The organism is Anaerotruncus sp. 80, from assembly GCF_009936115.1.
Taxonomy (GTDB): Bacteria; Bacillota; Clostridia; order Peptostreptococcales; family Anaerovoracaceae; genus Senimuribacter; species Senimuribacter intestinalis.
This window is the reverse complement of sequence record NZ_QWES01000034.1, coordinates 1-13570: the sequence shown is the minus strand read 5'-3', so window position 1 is coordinate 13570 and position 13570 is coordinate 1. Positions and strand designations below refer to the sequence as shown.

Annotated in this window: 26 protein-coding genes, 1 tRNA gene, 1 rRNA gene and 1 pseudogene; 21 read left to right on the top strand and 8 right to left on the bottom strand. The window is 41.7% G+C overall.

From position 1 onward, the window contains the following. Nucleotides 1-76: ribosomal RNA gene (gene rrf, locus D1155_RS13985) — 5S ribosomal RNA — on the top strand; the annotation flags it as partial. Between the two features lie 230 nt (nucleotides 77-306). On the opposite strand, the gene D1155_RS13980 is transcribed toward rrf, so the two are convergent. The 3 genes from D1155_RS13980 to D1155_RS13970 form a co-directional block, all read right to left on the bottom strand. Then, nucleotides 307-1050: an ABC transporter permease gene (locus D1155_RS13980; RefSeq protein ID WP_160203037.1), complete on the bottom strand. Its 744-nt coding sequence runs from the start codon at nucleotides 1048-1050 to the stop codon at nucleotides 307-309. After that, nucleotides 1047-1772, bottom strand: coding sequence for an ABC transporter ATP-binding protein (locus D1155_RS13975; protein ID WP_160203036.1), 726 nt, complete (start codon nucleotides 1770-1772; stop codon nucleotides 1047-1049). Before D1155_RS13975 ends, D1155_RS13980 begins: the two co-directional genes overlap by 4 nt. A 72-nt stretch (nucleotides 1773-1844) precedes the next feature. Then, nucleotides 1845-2588 (bottom strand): MerR family transcriptional regulator, encoded by a 744-nt coding sequence (locus D1155_RS13970; RefSeq protein ID WP_160203035.1) that lies wholly within the window; start codon nucleotides 2586-2588, stop codon nucleotides 1845-1847. A gap of 167 nt (nucleotides 2589-2755) precedes the next feature. Here D1155_RS13970 and D1155_RS13965 point away from each other — a divergent pair. Further along, nucleotides 2756-2832: transfer RNA gene (locus D1155_RS13965), tRNA-Arg, on the top strand. A 127-nt stretch (nucleotides 2833-2959) separates the two neighbouring features. Here the strand turns inward: D1155_RS13965 and D1155_RS13960 are convergent. Genes D1155_RS13960 through D1155_RS13940 form a run of 5 tightly spaced genes read right to left on the bottom strand, consistent with a single transcriptional unit; the run spans nucleotide 2960 to nucleotide 5807 of the window. Continuing rightward, nucleotides 2960-3991 carry a tyrosine-type recombinase/integrase gene (locus D1155_RS13960; protein ID WP_160203034.1) on the bottom strand — a complete coding sequence of 344 codons (1032 nt, stop codon included), beginning with the start codon at nucleotides 3989-3991 and terminating at the stop codon, nucleotides 2960-2962. 58 nt (nucleotides 3992-4049) lie between these two features. Then, on the bottom strand, nucleotides 4050-4472 hold the full coding sequence (locus tag D1155_RS13955) for a hypothetical protein (RefSeq protein ID WP_160203033.1): 423 nt from the start codon (nucleotides 4470-4472) through the stop codon (nucleotides 4050-4052). A gap of 14 nt (nucleotides 4473-4486) precedes the next feature. After that, nucleotides 4487-4912, bottom strand: coding sequence for a hypothetical protein (locus D1155_RS13950; protein WP_160203032.1), 426 nt, complete (start codon nucleotides 4910-4912; stop codon nucleotides 4487-4489). Between the two features lie 21 nt (nucleotides 4913-4933). After that, nucleotides 4934-5359 carry an ImmA/IrrE family metallo-endopeptidase gene (locus D1155_RS13945; protein ID WP_243151109.1) on the bottom strand — a complete coding sequence of 142 codons (426 nt, stop codon included), beginning with the start codon at nucleotides 5357-5359 and terminating at the stop codon, nucleotides 4934-4936. A gap of 19 nt (nucleotides 5360-5378) precedes the next feature. Then, a complete protein-coding gene (locus D1155_RS13940; RefSeq protein ID WP_160203030.1) occupies nucleotides 5379-5807 on the bottom strand; it encodes a helix-turn-helix domain-containing protein in 429 nt (142 codons plus the stop codon). A gap of 206 nt (nucleotides 5808-6013) precedes the next feature. On the opposite strand from D1155_RS13940, the gene D1155_RS13935 reads away from it, so the two are divergent. From D1155_RS13935 to D1155_RS13850, 19 genes and pseudogenes are all read left to right on the top strand, one after another. Then, nucleotides 6014-6202, top strand: a complete 189-nt coding sequence (locus D1155_RS13935) for a helix-turn-helix transcriptional regulator (RefSeq protein WP_160203029.1) — start codon at nucleotides 6014-6016, stop codon at nucleotides 6200-6202. Nucleotides 6203-6207: 5 nt separating this feature from the next. Next, nucleotides 6208-6408, top strand: a complete 201-nt coding sequence (locus D1155_RS13930; protein WP_160203028.1) for a hypothetical protein — start codon at nucleotides 6208-6210, stop codon at nucleotides 6406-6408. 136 nt (nucleotides 6409-6544) lie between these two features. Further along, nucleotides 6545-6769 (top strand): hypothetical protein, encoded by a 225-nt coding sequence (locus D1155_RS13925; protein ID WP_160203027.1) that lies wholly within the window; start codon nucleotides 6545-6547, stop codon nucleotides 6767-6769. Next, a complete protein-coding gene (locus D1155_RS13920; protein WP_160203026.1) occupies nucleotides 6759-7109 on the top strand; it encodes a hypothetical protein in 351 nt (116 codons plus the stop codon). Before D1155_RS13925 ends, D1155_RS13920 begins: the two co-directional genes overlap by 11 nt. Continuing rightward, nucleotides 7109-7420, top strand: coding sequence for a hypothetical protein (locus D1155_RS13915; protein WP_160203025.1), 312 nt, complete (start codon nucleotides 7109-7111; stop codon nucleotides 7418-7420). The genes D1155_RS13920 and D1155_RS13915 overlap by 1 nt, the downstream gene beginning before the upstream one ends. Nucleotides 7421-7423: 3 nt before the next feature. Beyond that, on the top strand, nucleotides 7424-7600 hold the full coding sequence (locus D1155_RS13910; protein ID WP_160203024.1) for a hypothetical protein: 177 nt from the start codon (nucleotides 7424-7426) through the stop codon (nucleotides 7598-7600). Beyond that, nucleotides 7600-8256 carry a DUF1071 domain-containing protein gene (locus tag D1155_RS13905; RefSeq protein WP_160203023.1) on the top strand — a complete coding sequence of 219 codons (657 nt, stop codon included), beginning with the start codon at nucleotides 7600-7602 and terminating at the stop codon, nucleotides 8254-8256. The genes D1155_RS13910 and D1155_RS13905 overlap by 1 nt, the downstream gene beginning before the upstream one ends. Beyond that, nucleotides 8253-8828, top strand: a complete 576-nt coding sequence (locus D1155_RS13900) for a hypothetical protein (protein ID WP_160203022.1) — start codon at nucleotides 8253-8255, stop codon at nucleotides 8826-8828. Before D1155_RS13905 ends, D1155_RS13900 begins: the two co-directional genes overlap by 4 nt. After that, nucleotides 8812-9117, top strand: coding sequence for a hypothetical protein (locus D1155_RS13895; RefSeq protein ID WP_160203021.1), 306 nt, complete (start codon nucleotides 8812-8814; stop codon nucleotides 9115-9117). The genes D1155_RS13900 and D1155_RS13895 overlap by 17 nt, the downstream gene beginning before the upstream one ends. After that, nucleotides 9104-9658 carry a hypothetical protein gene (locus D1155_RS13890; protein WP_160203020.1) on the top strand — a complete coding sequence of 185 codons (555 nt, stop codon included), beginning with the start codon at nucleotides 9104-9106 and terminating at the stop codon, nucleotides 9656-9658. Before D1155_RS13895 ends, D1155_RS13890 begins: the two co-directional genes overlap by 14 nt. After that, complete coding sequence (locus D1155_RS15620; RefSeq protein ID WP_160203019.1) at nucleotides 9655-10350, top strand: hypothetical protein; 696 nt, start codon at nucleotides 9655-9657, stop codon at nucleotides 10348-10350. Before D1155_RS13890 ends, D1155_RS15620 begins: the two co-directional genes overlap by 4 nt. 8 nt (nucleotides 10351-10358) lie before the next feature. Then, the gene (locus tag D1155_RS13885) at nucleotides 10359-10892 is read left to right on the top strand and encodes a replicative helicase loader/inhibitor (RefSeq protein ID WP_160203018.1); all 534 of its coding nucleotides are present in this window, start codon (nucleotides 10359-10361) and stop codon (nucleotides 10890-10892) included. Nucleotide 10893: 1 nt separating this feature from the next. Beyond that, a complete protein-coding gene (locus tag D1155_RS13880; RefSeq protein WP_160203017.1) occupies nucleotides 10894-11397 on the top strand; it encodes a DUF5839 family protein in 504 nt (167 codons plus the stop codon). Continuing rightward, the gene (locus tag D1155_RS13875; protein ID WP_201759606.1) at nucleotides 11381-12223 is read left to right on the top strand and encodes a site-specific DNA-methyltransferase; all 843 of its coding nucleotides are present in this window, start codon (nucleotides 11381-11383) and stop codon (nucleotides 12221-12223) included. The genes D1155_RS13880 and D1155_RS13875 overlap by 17 nt, the downstream gene beginning before the upstream one ends. Then, nucleotides 12220-12561, top strand: coding sequence for a hypothetical protein (locus D1155_RS13870; RefSeq protein ID WP_160203016.1), 342 nt, complete (start codon nucleotides 12220-12222; stop codon nucleotides 12559-12561). Before D1155_RS13875 ends, D1155_RS13870 begins: the two co-directional genes overlap by 4 nt. Further along, complete coding sequence (locus D1155_RS13865) at nucleotides 12536-12682, top strand: hypothetical protein (RefSeq protein WP_160203015.1); 147 nt, start codon at nucleotides 12536-12538, stop codon at nucleotides 12680-12682. The genes D1155_RS13870 and D1155_RS13865 overlap by 26 nt, the downstream gene beginning before the upstream one ends. A 2-nt stretch (nucleotides 12683-12684) precedes the next feature. Further along, nucleotides 12685-12873: a hypothetical protein gene (locus tag D1155_RS13860; protein ID WP_160203014.1), complete on the top strand. Its 189-nt coding sequence runs from the start codon at nucleotides 12685-12687 to the stop codon at nucleotides 12871-12873. Further along, the gene (locus tag D1155_RS13855) at nucleotides 12870-13055 is read left to right on the top strand and encodes a hypothetical protein (RefSeq protein WP_160203013.1); all 186 of its coding nucleotides are present in this window, start codon (nucleotides 12870-12872) and stop codon (nucleotides 13053-13055) included. Before D1155_RS13860 ends, D1155_RS13855 begins: the two co-directional genes overlap by 4 nt. Further along, nucleotides 13052-13570: pseudogene (locus D1155_RS13850) on the top strand (hypothetical protein); the annotation flags it as partial. The gene D1155_RS13855 and the pseudogene D1155_RS13850, both read left to right, overlap by 4 nt.

Below are 13570 nucleotides of genomic sequence, written 5' to 3'. Positions count from 1 at the left end.
GAACACAGAAGTTAAGCTCTCAAGCGCCGATGATACTTGGTGGGAAGCTGCCTGGGAAAGTAGGTCGTTGCCGGTTTCAGTAAAAAGCAAGTTACGAAGTAGCTTGCTTTTTTAGTGTCCGAAGGACACGTCTGAAACGGGACAGCGAAGAGAGGAAACCGATGATAGGTTTCCGAACGGAGGAGTGAGCGAAGCGAGCGTTGCCGGTTAAAAAAGAAAAGACAGTCGTATGGCTGTCTCTTCTTTTTTAGCGTAGCGTACAAAACGGACAGCTCAAATGCACTGAAGTAAAGCCAAAGAAGATGTTTATTCCCATTTAAAATATTTTATGGAAATAGCAAAACAGATTAATGCGGTAATACTCATAATAACAACCGGGAATATAGCATTTTCAATCGGCGACCCAAGAAATGCGTTTTTCATTAGCTGAATACCCTGTGTCAATGGAAAGATACTGATAATTTTTTGCATGGTAATGGGCATAACCTCGAAGGGAAGCGTTGTACCCGAAAAAATCAGCATGGGAAAATATAAGATACAGGCAATTACGCTTGCGCTTTTCATGTTTTTGGCAATTCCACCAACTAACAATCCGATGCTCAAAGTCGATACCATAGTCAAAAGCCAGCTTCCCAAGAATAACAGGAAGGAACCATGTATTCTTATTTTCCAAAACAGCATGGCGGCAAGGAACAGGGTGAGCATTGAAACGATGCAATAGATAATATAAATCAAAAATACTACCAAAAGTAATTTTGCTGGGCTGATAGGGGTGACTTGAAAACGCTTCAAGATTTTTCGTTCCCGATATTCTGATACGACAAGGGGCAGACCCATTAGCCCACCCGCACAAATGGAGATACAGCATAGTGCGCTGAAAGACTGTTCCATAAAAGTGTATGGCGCTCCGTCTGCGGCGGGTTTTGTTCCGTAAATGAGGCCAAGCAAACCTAAGACAATCAGTGGCACAATAACAGCGAAAATAACCATATTCATGTTTCTGATGTTTAGTTTCAATTCAATTTTTAAAAGTGTTCCAAATGATTTCATTCTTTTTCTACCTCCTCACCGGAAAGCCTAAGATAAGCGTCTTCAAAGTTCTCGCATTTACTGGCTTTTTTTGCCTGCTCAACGGTTCCGAAAAATATGATTTTCCCGTTTCTCAAAATACAAATTTCATCACATAGGGCTTCCACTTCGTTCATGAAATGGGAAGTTAAAAAGATAGTCAACCCCTTGCTTTTTAATTCAGATAATATTTTCCAGACATCACGCCGGGCTTTTGCGTCAAGCCCTGTAGTCAATTCATCAAGAAATACCAGTTCCGGGTTTGGGATTAAGGCGAGTACGATGAATAAGCGCTGACGCTCCCCGCCGGACAAGCTCTTTAACATATTTCCAATTTTACCTGCTATTCCAAATTGTTCACAAAGCTTTTTCCAGTCGGCAGGAGCGTCATAAAGACAAGCAGTTTCTTCACATAGCTCTGAGACTTTTATTTCCGGCTGATAATCGCCCTCTTGAAACTGAACGCCTACATTTTGAAATAGGCGATGCCTGTCCATTTTAGGGTTATACCCCAAGACTGATATTGTTCCGCTGTCGGCATTTTTTGTACCTAAGATACATTCGATTGTTGTGCTTTTTCCTGCACCGTTTGCGCCAAGAAGTCCGTAAACGGTTCCACGCTTTACGGACAAACTGATTTTGTCTACTGCAAGCAGGTTGCCGTAGGATTTTGATAATCGCTCTACATTGATTACAGTCTGCATAATAAGACCTCCTTTTGTTTCTTGTGAAATAAGAATACCACCAATGAAAACATTGGTGGTAAAGTGTAGGGTTTATGAAAATTCAATTTTCATATCGTACAGCATATCCAAAATCGCAATAGCATTTTTTTCTGCTACTGACAGTGAGACAATTAGTCTGTCGCAGACAGAAATAATATCATCAGTCTGTTTCGGTGTATTCAAGGTGGCTCGAATATCAGCATCTGGATTTTGGGATAGCTGCTGCAACAAACGTAGGATTGCTTCTAAGGAGTAATTTGCACATCTTAATGTGCGAATGATCTTTAGCCGCTGTATATCCTTATCGGTATAGATTCGATACCCGTTATCTTTTCTTCTTACTGTAAGTAAGCCGTTCATTTCCCAGTTTCGGAGTGTGTCCATAGAAATATCAAGCAGTTCTGATACCTCTTTTCGCTTCTGATACTGCGAATTTTTCTCAATATTTCCGGATAAAATCTGCTTTACAATTTCAATGGCTTCTTCCGCGTTCCGGCGTTCTCTCCCGATTTGTCCTAAGTAGTTTTTCGTAAGCGTAATAGCTGTATCAAAATCTCCTGCTGCTGATATAGTAAGCATTTGTGCAATGTTTTTTCTTAACCCGTTCTGCAATACCTCTACTTGAAATGCAAGGCGTATCAGTTTGCATTGCTTTATATGAAATTCTGTAAATATGCGATACCCATTTGGCAGCCGTTCTGGCTTAGGTATCAGCTTCAGTTTTTCGTATAATCGTACTGTATTTGGATGTATTCCGATGATTGCGGCAACTTCCGCAGTTTTGTATGTGGTCACAGTTTCTCACCTCCGTTCTCTCTCAACCACTATATCACAGAAAAAAAGTCTGGTGGTATAGTGTAGGGATTTATTTTAACATAGGTAAATCATAATTGAAACAAAAAAACTTCTTTACAAATTCGATGAATTGAACTATAATAAGTAGGTACGAACAAGTTGTTCGTGCGCTATTAGCTCAATTGGATAGAGTAGCGCACTACGAATGCGAAGGTTGGGGGTTCGAGTCCCTCATGGCGCACCAATTAAAAACCGCTCAAAATTGCTTAATTTCAAGCATTTGAGCGGTATTTATTTTATATCTGCATAGTTTTGTATAGTAGCATTTATATGCAAAAAAAAGCGTTTGGGTGTTGCACCCTGCGTGCACCCTATTGAAGCAACTTTGCCGCTGCAACGATATCGCTTTGGTCGAAGTTCGTATATATGTTTGCTGTCATTTTGATATCAGCATGTCCCATTAATTTTTGTGCAATACGGATATCAATTCCTTTGCGGGCAAGGTCAGTGCAGTAAGTGTGCCTTAGACAATACGGTACAAGGTCGTCTGCAAGAGGGAATGGGGGAAGTAGTTGGTTCCGATACATCTTGCACCCCATAGAGATATTCAAGGCTCTTGCGAAGCTTTCCCAAAGTTTACTGCGGTTATCATCAGTTATTGGATTCCCATTTTCTCTACAGGCTATAAATTCGTTTTTGGGCGTGTTTTTTATGATTTCGTATAATTCGTCAGGGATTGGCACAAGCCTGTCTGATTTAGCTGTTTTGGTGCCTCTGATGTGGAGCATATTATACCCATCAACCTGTTTGATGTCGTTTCCTGTTGCGCTTGCGGCTTCCGGTGGTCGGCAACCGCAATACAGCATTAACAAGTATAAGTAATAGCGCCGGTCTGTTTGTCCTACTTTGACGATGTGTTCTCTTTCATATTCAGTGATGGCACGCCAAGATTTTTTTGTTCCTTGTGGTTTCACTAAGTCCTGGGCAGGATTTGAGACGATCAGCTTATTTGTGACGGCTTTCCCGAAAATAAAATTAAGGGCATTGTGCACCTCATTAATCTGGAATTTTGAATTGCCTTTCTGCCGGTTTAACACTTGCTGGCAGTGAACAGGCTTTACATCTTTCAGCCGCATATCTCCGATATGTTCTAAAATACAGTGATTTACTCGCTGTATATATTTTTTCCGTGTGATATCCTTTTGCCCTGTTTTATATGTATCAATACATTGCTGCGCCCAGTGTTTTACAAGCATGTTACCGTTTACAGCAATTTTGCCTTCTTTTAAATCTCGAAGTAGCATAGCCTTCTTTTCGCCGTACTGTGCTTCTGTATCAGCGTGTATATAATATCGCTTTCCTTCATAAGTAAAGGTTCTATTGATTTTATACTTTTTAGCCATATAAACCTCCATTTTGGGTGCAAAAATACCCCAGCGCCAACTGGGGCTGTTTTGCTGATTATTTATCCCAATCTTCTGGGACTTCGTCAATGTAATCAAAATCAAATACTTTGACTGTGCCTCCATCAGCTTCCACCATTTTGTCAATTATATTATCAGCAGTGGTATCATCATACATTTTAAATAAAACGCATGAGATAGCATCAAGAGAGATGCATTTTCCGTCTTCCGCACCAGCAATAACTGGCTCTAGTTCTTCAACCAAATCATTGTGCCCCTTGATATAAGTACATTCTTTGCATAAAAAGTTGTCATTAAAATTATCGTAGTCTTCTTGAGAAATATAGTAAGTATTAAGGCATTCAGTACAAGTCATTTCAACTGTTGCTGGATATTCGGTTTTGTCACAAGAAACCAACAGAAATAACATGAAAATCGAAAGTACAATAGCTAATAATACATTTATCTTGCAATTTTTCATAATGTCACCTCACATTACCAGCATACCGAGCAAGCGCCATAGCCTTCTGCTTGAGCTTCTGAAAGAGTTTTTTCAATACAACTTTGACGCAAATATTGACAGCCATATCTGTGGTATTTTGTTCCCGTATTGGTTACATAGACAGTAGTTTCAGCGTAATCCCCTGATGTGCCGAAATTGGCATCAACCCATTCTTGGTCTTGTTGTCGTTGTTTATGTGCTCCATCAGACCAACCCTCATCATATCCTTCGTTATATCCCTTGCTGTAACCGGAATCATGTCCTTCATGGTATCGTTGGGTATTCAGTTCTTGCAATTCTGAAATTCTTTTTTGGGAATCAGTATAATTTATGCCGAGGGCAATATTTCCAATTAAAGATAATGATAAAAGTGCTGTGAGTATTTTTTTCATTCTGTTTCGTTTATTATTTTCATCCATGTTCAGTACATTCCGTTTTGTTTATTTTAACTTTAACTCCAATAGTTCAGTATAATATCCATAAATTCTTGCGATTTGTTCTAACGTAAAGTATTTAGTGTACTCTTCAAAATCGTCATCAGGCACAAGCAGTTCGATTGCGAATTTGTTCGCTTCGTTTTCTAATTTATCAATTGAAAAGTAAGTGCAACTCCGAAGGAATGGCGTGTTTGTATTAGGGTGCAATATAGCATGTCCTAATTCATGTGCAGCGGTGAATCGTTTCTCATTTTCTTCAAGATTATGATTTATATGGATTTGCTTCATGCGTAACTGCTTGTTGTAATAGCCATTAATGTTTCCCAAATTCTCATATATAATGGTGATGTTGAGTGCGTCTGCAATTTCAAATGGATTGCGCGAACCAACTTTTCTTACGTAATAATCTACGCTTTTCTTAATGTTCAAAATCCCACGTCCTTTATGCCTATTTTCTGTATTTGTTCGGGGTAAACTTTTCTTTCGCATTGATTTTAGCAATTCGGATACTGTTCTCTAAGCTGACTTTTAATAATTCCTTCGTCTCTTCATCTAAAGGTTCCCCTGAGAACATCAATCCATCTTGTCCATGCTCTAAATCTTCTAAAGTTTGTTCGAGGCGTTTAGCAATGTCCTTTTCATCTTTAGATGTTAATTCTAAAGATGAGCTATTATCAAATGTCCCATTAATGAGATAATCTATACTAACACCAAGATACTTTGATATTTTTTGCAATGCTTTAGTAGCAGGTATTTTATCTTTAGTTTTCCATGTGAAAAATGTGCTGCTCGCAATTCCGAGTTCTTTACACATATTAGTCGGGTCTTTCCCTTGCTTTTCTAATTCGTCAAATATTCTTTGTAGTACATCATTCATATTGCATCCATCCTTTCAACTCGAAAAATCGAAACAAAACGCTTGACATACTCGAAAATACGAGTTATACTTAATGTACGAACTCGAAAATAAGAGATATGTCGAAAATGCGTCTCGAAATTTTATGTGGTAGTAGGATTATATCGCATTTCCGAGTTAGAATCAACCTTTTATTTTAGATTGAGTGAGAAAGAAGGTGAAAAAAGTTGTTTAAGAAGCTTGAGAAACTACTTGAAGAAAGACAAACCACAATTTATAGGGTGGCAAAAGAAACTGGCATACCAGATTCAACATTGTATGAATGGAAATCCGGGAAATATGTGCCAAAGATTGACAAAATAAAAATCCTAGCCGACTACTTCGGCGTACCAATCGAATACTTTTTGGAGGAGTAAAGAAAATGGACAAACAGTCGTTAATCAGAGACATGAAAAGCTATTGTAATAGTAGCTTCGTTACAAGAAGAAAGTTAGCTGACTATATGGGGATAAAGGACTGCAATCATGTTAATAAGTATTTGCGAGGTCTGGAACGGATAAACGGCAAATATTACTTTATCCCAGATGTGGCAGCAAGACTGAAAGAAAGGTGCACGGTATGAAAGCATTTAAACCAGGAGGGCGGTACTACAAAAGCAACCTGCACGTAGCCCTAGTCCTTGCAGCATTTTTACTTGGAACAATCGGTATTTATGCCGGATTATGCGCCTTAATGGCGTTTTGAAAGGAGAAAAACCAATGATTAAAGCAACATCAACTAAAACAGACATTCACATCACAATCGAAGGAACTGCTTCGGACATTATATGTGAATTAGGAGAAACTATTTCAGCTGTATACGGCTTGTTGAAAAAGGAAATTGATGCTGATAACGCAAAACGAGAACTCTCGTATTTAACGGAAAAATCAATTCTTAAGGCAGAAAAAGAAGCGGAGGAAGCGGTGACTGAAAATGAAGGGTAAAGAAAAAGCGCCCGAAGGCGCAAACATTGAGAATCAACCTGATGATACCACAAAAATGATGGTGTTGTCAATGCTAACCAACAAGCCGCAGGACAGATACACGCTGGCGGCGGCTATCGGAATCAGTGAGAGAACGTTTAGAGAGGCTGTCCGGCAGCTGCGGCGAGAAGGACACTCTATCATATCAGAGTCAAGCGGTCGTGGATACAGGCTTGGCACGAAGAAAGAAGCCAAGGTAATGGCAAGGGAACTCCGCAGCCGGGCGTATGACATGCTAAGGACGGCAAATGCAATGGACGCCCAAATTGATGGGCAGGTGACATTGGAAGAGGTGATGTAATGCTTTGGTGTAAATGCTGTAAGAAATCGGTTGCAGCGCCGCAAGAGAGGGTTACATACGATATCCCGAATCCTGATGCGGGCGGGTATGAGAAGATAGTCACTTACCACTGCCCAGATTGCGGCGAAGAGGTGTACTTGCAGGCTGGACATTGCATCATGTGCGGTGAGCATGTAGCGCCGGAAAAATCACTTTGCATCCATTGCTACGCAGAAATACATGAGACTCTAAACGAGTTGTCAATGCAGATGGATTTGCCGTTTGACGAGGTGCTGGACGGCGTTGCGGAATATTTGAATATGGAGGATTGAGAAATGTATAAAATCACTTTAAAGCAAGGGTATGACGATATTGAGTTTAGATTTGATGATATGGCAAACGCACTTGTGTTTGTCGAGACGGCAATAATGCACGGCATACCTTGCACAAAAAATAATGAAGAACAGAAAGTTGAAGTAATCGTGGAAGAAATGAATTCGGAGGACAAATAATGTTAAAGCCATACAACGAATTAAGAAAAATAGATGTTCTTCCATACTGTGAAGAACGAGAAACAAAAAACGAAAGAGGGAAAACGGTTAAAGTTCCATATCTGAATTGGGCAAAGTGCAAAGACCTGCTTCATGAGAATGGCGCAGAGGTTGTCTACTTTGAACCATTAGTGAATGACAATGGTTCAACTCTGTTCATGACTGATATTCCGTTTACTGACAGCAAGGGAAACCATAACAGATGTTTTGAGGTCAGAGTAAAGATTGTGATTGACGACCTTGAATTCATTCAAAACTATCCATTGCTTAACGGTATGTACGTTGTCAGAGAAGACACGGTAAATCAGCTTAGACTGTCTAATGCGCAGGCAAGGGCATTTGTAAAAGGCGTTGCAATTCGTACGGGTCTTGGCTTTGGACTTTGGATTTCAAATGATGAAACGACAAAAACAGAGAATGAAGAAAACCTATATTCTCACAGTATACTCAAAATCCGGGAAAGACTCAATCAGACGATAACAAAGAAACTTGATGAGGGTAAATCTCTTGATGTTATCGCAAAGGCAACAGGTCTTCAGGAGGGTGAAGATGTACGCGAAATAGTAAGGTATTGCAACAAAATTTACAGCTTTGAAGAATTGCTGAACAAGATATGATTGCGAATAAAGACCGGTCGGGGTGGTTCGGAGCATCGGATACCAGCATGGTTGTGGGAAATTGGGAAACAGCCAGTTTCAAGAAATGGTGGCTTGTCAAGCTAGGACTTGCGGAATCTACATTACAGACTAAAGCAATGAAGGTAGGGAATGCTTACGAGCATAGGATACTTGAAACGATTCCTGGCGTGGAAATGGACAAGCAGATTTTAATACCGGAACTGCATTTACGAGTGAATCTTGATGGGAACACACCCCAAAAGATACATGAAGTTAAGACTTATAAGCATGAGGAATTTAAAGTTACTGCTGGATATCGCAGACAATCGCAAGTTGAAATGTTTGCTTTTGAATATGAATTTGGATTCATTCCGAAGCTTGAAATTGTCGCATATAAGCTTACGCCAGAGGACTACTTGAATTACTTTAACCCAATTGACCTCAACAGGCTATCACATATTCCGATTCCCTATGACGAGTCTTTTATACAAGATAGGTACTTGCCGAGATTGAAGTATCTTGGTAAGTGCCTTGAAGAAGGGAGAATGCCAAAATATGAGCAGATACAATAGATACATGAGCAAACTGCAAAGTGATACAGATTGCTGCTTCTTTTGCGGCAGTCCAAGAATGCTAGAATGGCACCACATTTTCGGAGCAGCCAACAAGAAGAATTCCGAGAAGTACGGGCTGATGGTGAGACTTTGCCATAACTGCCATAACGAGCCGCCGCATGGCGTGCATCACAATGCAGAACTTATGCGCTCATTGCGTAGACATGGGCAGATAGTATTTGAAGAAACGCACAGCCGGGAAGAATTCAGGAAGATATTTGGGAGGAACTACATTGAAGCTGATTAAAGATGTGAGAATGGAAGCCTTGCCGTATCACACCAACATTGTTATCCCGTGCGAGAGAGGACAAAACAAAGCGATAGAGCGTCTTTTGCAGGACATTAACTCCATTGACCCAAAGAAAGATTATGATATTTCTATCAAGCCGAAAAGGCGCAGAAGGTCGCTTGATGCAAACGCCTATTTATGGGTACTGATAGGAAAATTGGGAGAGAAGCTTAAAAAACCAGACATTGAAATTTATAGGGAGCAATTAAAGGACAATGGAGTGTTCGAGATTATCCCTATTAGAACGGATGCAATGGCACGCTGGATAGCGATATGGGGCAGTAAAGGTATTGGCTGGGTATGTGACGACTTGGGAGAGTGTAGAAATACGTCCGGTTATCACAATGTTAAATGCTATTACGGCAGCAGTACATACAACACAAAGGAAATGGCAAGGCTGATAGACTCTGTTGTTACCGAGTGTAAGGAACAAGGCATAGAAACTCTGCCGCCGGACGAGTTGGCACGCTTGAAATCAATGTGGGGTGATAAACCATGAGTGTGAATGGCTTTATCAAGCTGCACCGAAAAATGACTGAGTGGGGTTGGTATACGGACGCATCAACAAAGGTTGTCTTTCTGCATTTGCTCCTGACTGCAAATTATCAGGAGACAGAGTGGAAGGGAATAAAGATAAAGCCGGGACAGGTTGTTGTTGGACGAAAAAAACTTGCTCAAGATTTGGGGTTATCTGAGCGTCAGGTCAGAACAGCGTTAGAACACTTAAAATCGACCAACGAAGTGACCATTGAAGTGACCAACAAATTTTCAATTGTAACAATTGAAAATTGGGCAAAGTATCAACTTATCAACAACGACAATGACCAGCAGAACGACCAGCAACGTGACCAGCAACCGACCAACAAACGACCAGCAACCGACCAGCAACCGACCACATCTAAAGAAAGAAAAGAAAGTAAGAAGGAAAAGAAAGTAAAGAATATTAATAACCCCCCTATAATCCCCCCAGAGGGGAAAAGGGTTGTACCGCCTACCGTTGAGGAAGTGAGAGATTTCTGCCTCGAAAGGAATAACGGCATAGATGCGGAAGCCTTTGTAGATTTCTACCAGTCCAAAGGCTGGTATGTGGGGAAAAACAAAATGAAAGACTGGAAAGCGGCTGTGAGAACGTGGGAGCGCAGCAGGCGAAAACAAGAGTCTGACCGCAAAGCGGACTTTATGGACTTGTAGGAGGAACAATGGACAGAGAAGAAACAAAGAAGGTGCTCAAAATCTTGTCTACGGCTTATCCGAGATACTTCGCTGATATGAGCAAAGCGGACAAGATAGACCAGATAGACCTGTACGAGAGCATGTTTTCTGAATATCCGGTGGAAGTGGTCGTTGTGGCATTAAAGGCGTACATAAAAGACAATGAGTACCCGCCAAGCATTGCAGGATTGCAAAAGCAAATCAACCTGCTTTTGCCGAATCCCGCTGAGGACGCAATCGAACTTTGGAATGTGCTGGCGAAAACATGCAAGCACGGAAGCAGGGTAACGCAGGAAGAGTTTGACGCGCTGCCTGAGCCTATAAAGGCATGGTGCGGGGACGTGGCACAAATAAAGGAATTATCCCAGATGGACGCTGTGACATTTAACAGCGTGACGCGAGGGCAGTTTTTAAAGACCATACCGGTAATCGTGGAAAGGAAAAAAGCCTGCGATGCGCTGCCTGAGAGCGTCAGAATGATGATTGAAAACAGAGACGTAAAACAGATTGGAGGATTTTAACATGGACGAAAGAATTAAACAGATTGCAGACCACTACGGCTATGGTAAGCAGAAGATGCAGCTGATGGAAGAGATGGGGGAACTGATGCAGGCGGTGAGTAAGTTTGGACGGGCAGAAGAGAGACTTGAAAAATATAACGCAAAGCTGAATCTCATTGACGAACTTGTTGACGTGCAGATTATGATAGACCAGTTCCGGGAATTGTTTTACGTATCCCCTGAATATTTTGAGAGAAAATACAATCTCAAACTTGAACGGCAGATGAACCGCGTGAAGGAAGAAAAACCAGTCTGGGTAATTGATGCAGTCCATGATGTGGGAGGCGTAGAGCACAGTTGGCGAGTGCCAGAGGATAAAAAAATCCCTAAACGGGGAGACATCGTATATGTTCACGCAAAAGGACAGGTGAAGCCGGTCATTGTACAGAACATACGAAGACTTCCTAAAAAATACACGAAGGAGCTGAAAACGATGGTAGGTGATAAACTTGAACATCAAAATTGAATTATACAACGACAATTTTCAAAACTATAAGCGGTACGCCATTCCGAAAGCACAGCTTGTCATCGCAGATATTCCCTACAACATCGGCACAAACTTTTATGGGAGTAATCCGATGTGGTACAACAAAGGGGACAACAAGAACGGAGAAAGCAAGCTGGCAGGAAAGGCGGCATTTAACACAGACTTCAATTTCAACATTGCGGAGTATTTCCATTTTTGCAATCGGCTACTAAAAAAAGAGCCGAAGAAAAGCTCTGGAAGGGGGAAAAGTTCAGATGCGCCCTGTATGATTGTATTTTGCAGCTTTGAACAGATGCCGACGGTGATTGCATATGCTGAAAAGCATGGGTTTAAGCACTACACACCCCTTGTATTTATCAAGAATTACAGTCCGCAGGTGTTAAAGGCAAATATGAGAATCTGCGGGGCGACAGAATATGCATTGGTGCTTTATCGGGATAAGCTGCCGAAGTTTAGAAACGGTGTAAAGACAGACGACCAAGGAAAGAACATCCGAGGGAGCGGAAAAATGATATTCAATTGGTTTCCTTGGGAAAAAGACGGCAAAGAGATTCCAAAAGTACATCCGGCGCAAAAGCCTGTAAAACTGTTAAAGCGGCTTATAGAAATCTACACAGATGAAGGCGATGTGGTCATTGACCCATGCGCAGGAAGCGGTACAACGCTGAGGGCGGCGGCAGAACTGGGAAGAAAGGCGTATGGGTTTGAGGTTTCAAAAGAAATTTACAAGAAAGCACAGGAAGTAATCAAACCTAAAGAAGATGCACAGATATGCTTAGATATGGGGAGAGGTGATAAAAAATGAACAGCAGGAATAAAGGAGCCAGATTTGAGCGAGAACTTGCCAAAGTACTTAGAGGCTACGGATACGACTGTCGGAGAGGCCAGCAATTTTGTGGAGCAAACGGTGACGCTGATGTGGTAGGTCTTCCCGGAATCCACATCGAAGCGAAACACGTTGAGCGACTGAACATCTATGACGCAATGGCGCAGGCGATGAGAGATTGCCGGGCGGGAGAACTCCCAGCGGTGTTTCACCGGAAGAACTACTGTGAGACGCTTGTAACAATGCGGCTTAAAGACTGGATAGAGTTGTATCGGGAATGGGAGGCAGAAAATGATTTGGAAGCCAAAAAGATTTAGCAGGAAAAAGAATCTTGACAAAGTCCCGGAAGCGGCGAAAGAACTGGATAAACCAATTTGTGATGAAGTGCTTGAAATCTACGCTGATATCCGCTCATTGGGATTGGAAAGGGTGTGGTGAACATGAAACCAGAAAGTCCATGCAAAGACTGCGATAATCGCAAACTTGGCTGTCACAGCACATGTGAAGATTACATAGCCTTTGACAAGGCGAAAAAGGCATACAACGAGAAGATAAGCAAAGCTAGAGAGTCTAAATCCATTAGCTGGACGAAGTCGACTCGGAAGTTGATTAAAGGAGGCAAGGCATGACGGAAGTAGGAATAACAGGCGGGTACTTAACCACAGAAGAGGGAATGGAGTACACGAACATAATTTGCAGATTTACACAGGAGAAAAAGAGAGAGACCTTATCTTTGGAATCCGATGGGATATCTATCACCGTGAATTTTGAGGATATTGAAAAGATAGTGAAGAAAGCGAGGAAGAAATGAAAGCGTACAAAGGGTTTGATAAAGATTTAAAGTGCAGAGGTCACCAATATGAAATTGGAAAAACATACGAAGAGGAAAGCGCAGATATTTGTAATACAGGATATCATGCGTGCGAACGGCCACTAGATGTTTTCACATATTATCCTCCGGCGACATCAAGATACTGTGATGTAGAACTTGACGCAAACGAACAAAAAAGTGACGACAGCAAGCGAGTGGGAAAGCGTATCAAAATCGGTGCGGAAATTGGAATCACAGGGATTGTAAAAGCACAAATTGAGTATGTAAAAGAGCAAACAACGCGCGAACAGACAGCCGGAGACAGTGGAGCGGCAACAGCCGGATACAGAGGAGCGGCAACAGCCGGATACAGAGGAGCGGCAACAGCCGGAGACAGTGGAGCGGCAACAGCCGGAGACAGTGGAGCGGCAACAGCCGGAAACTATGGAGCGGCAACAGCCGGAGACTATGGAGCGGCAACAGCCGGAAACTATGGAGCGGCAACAGCCGGAGAC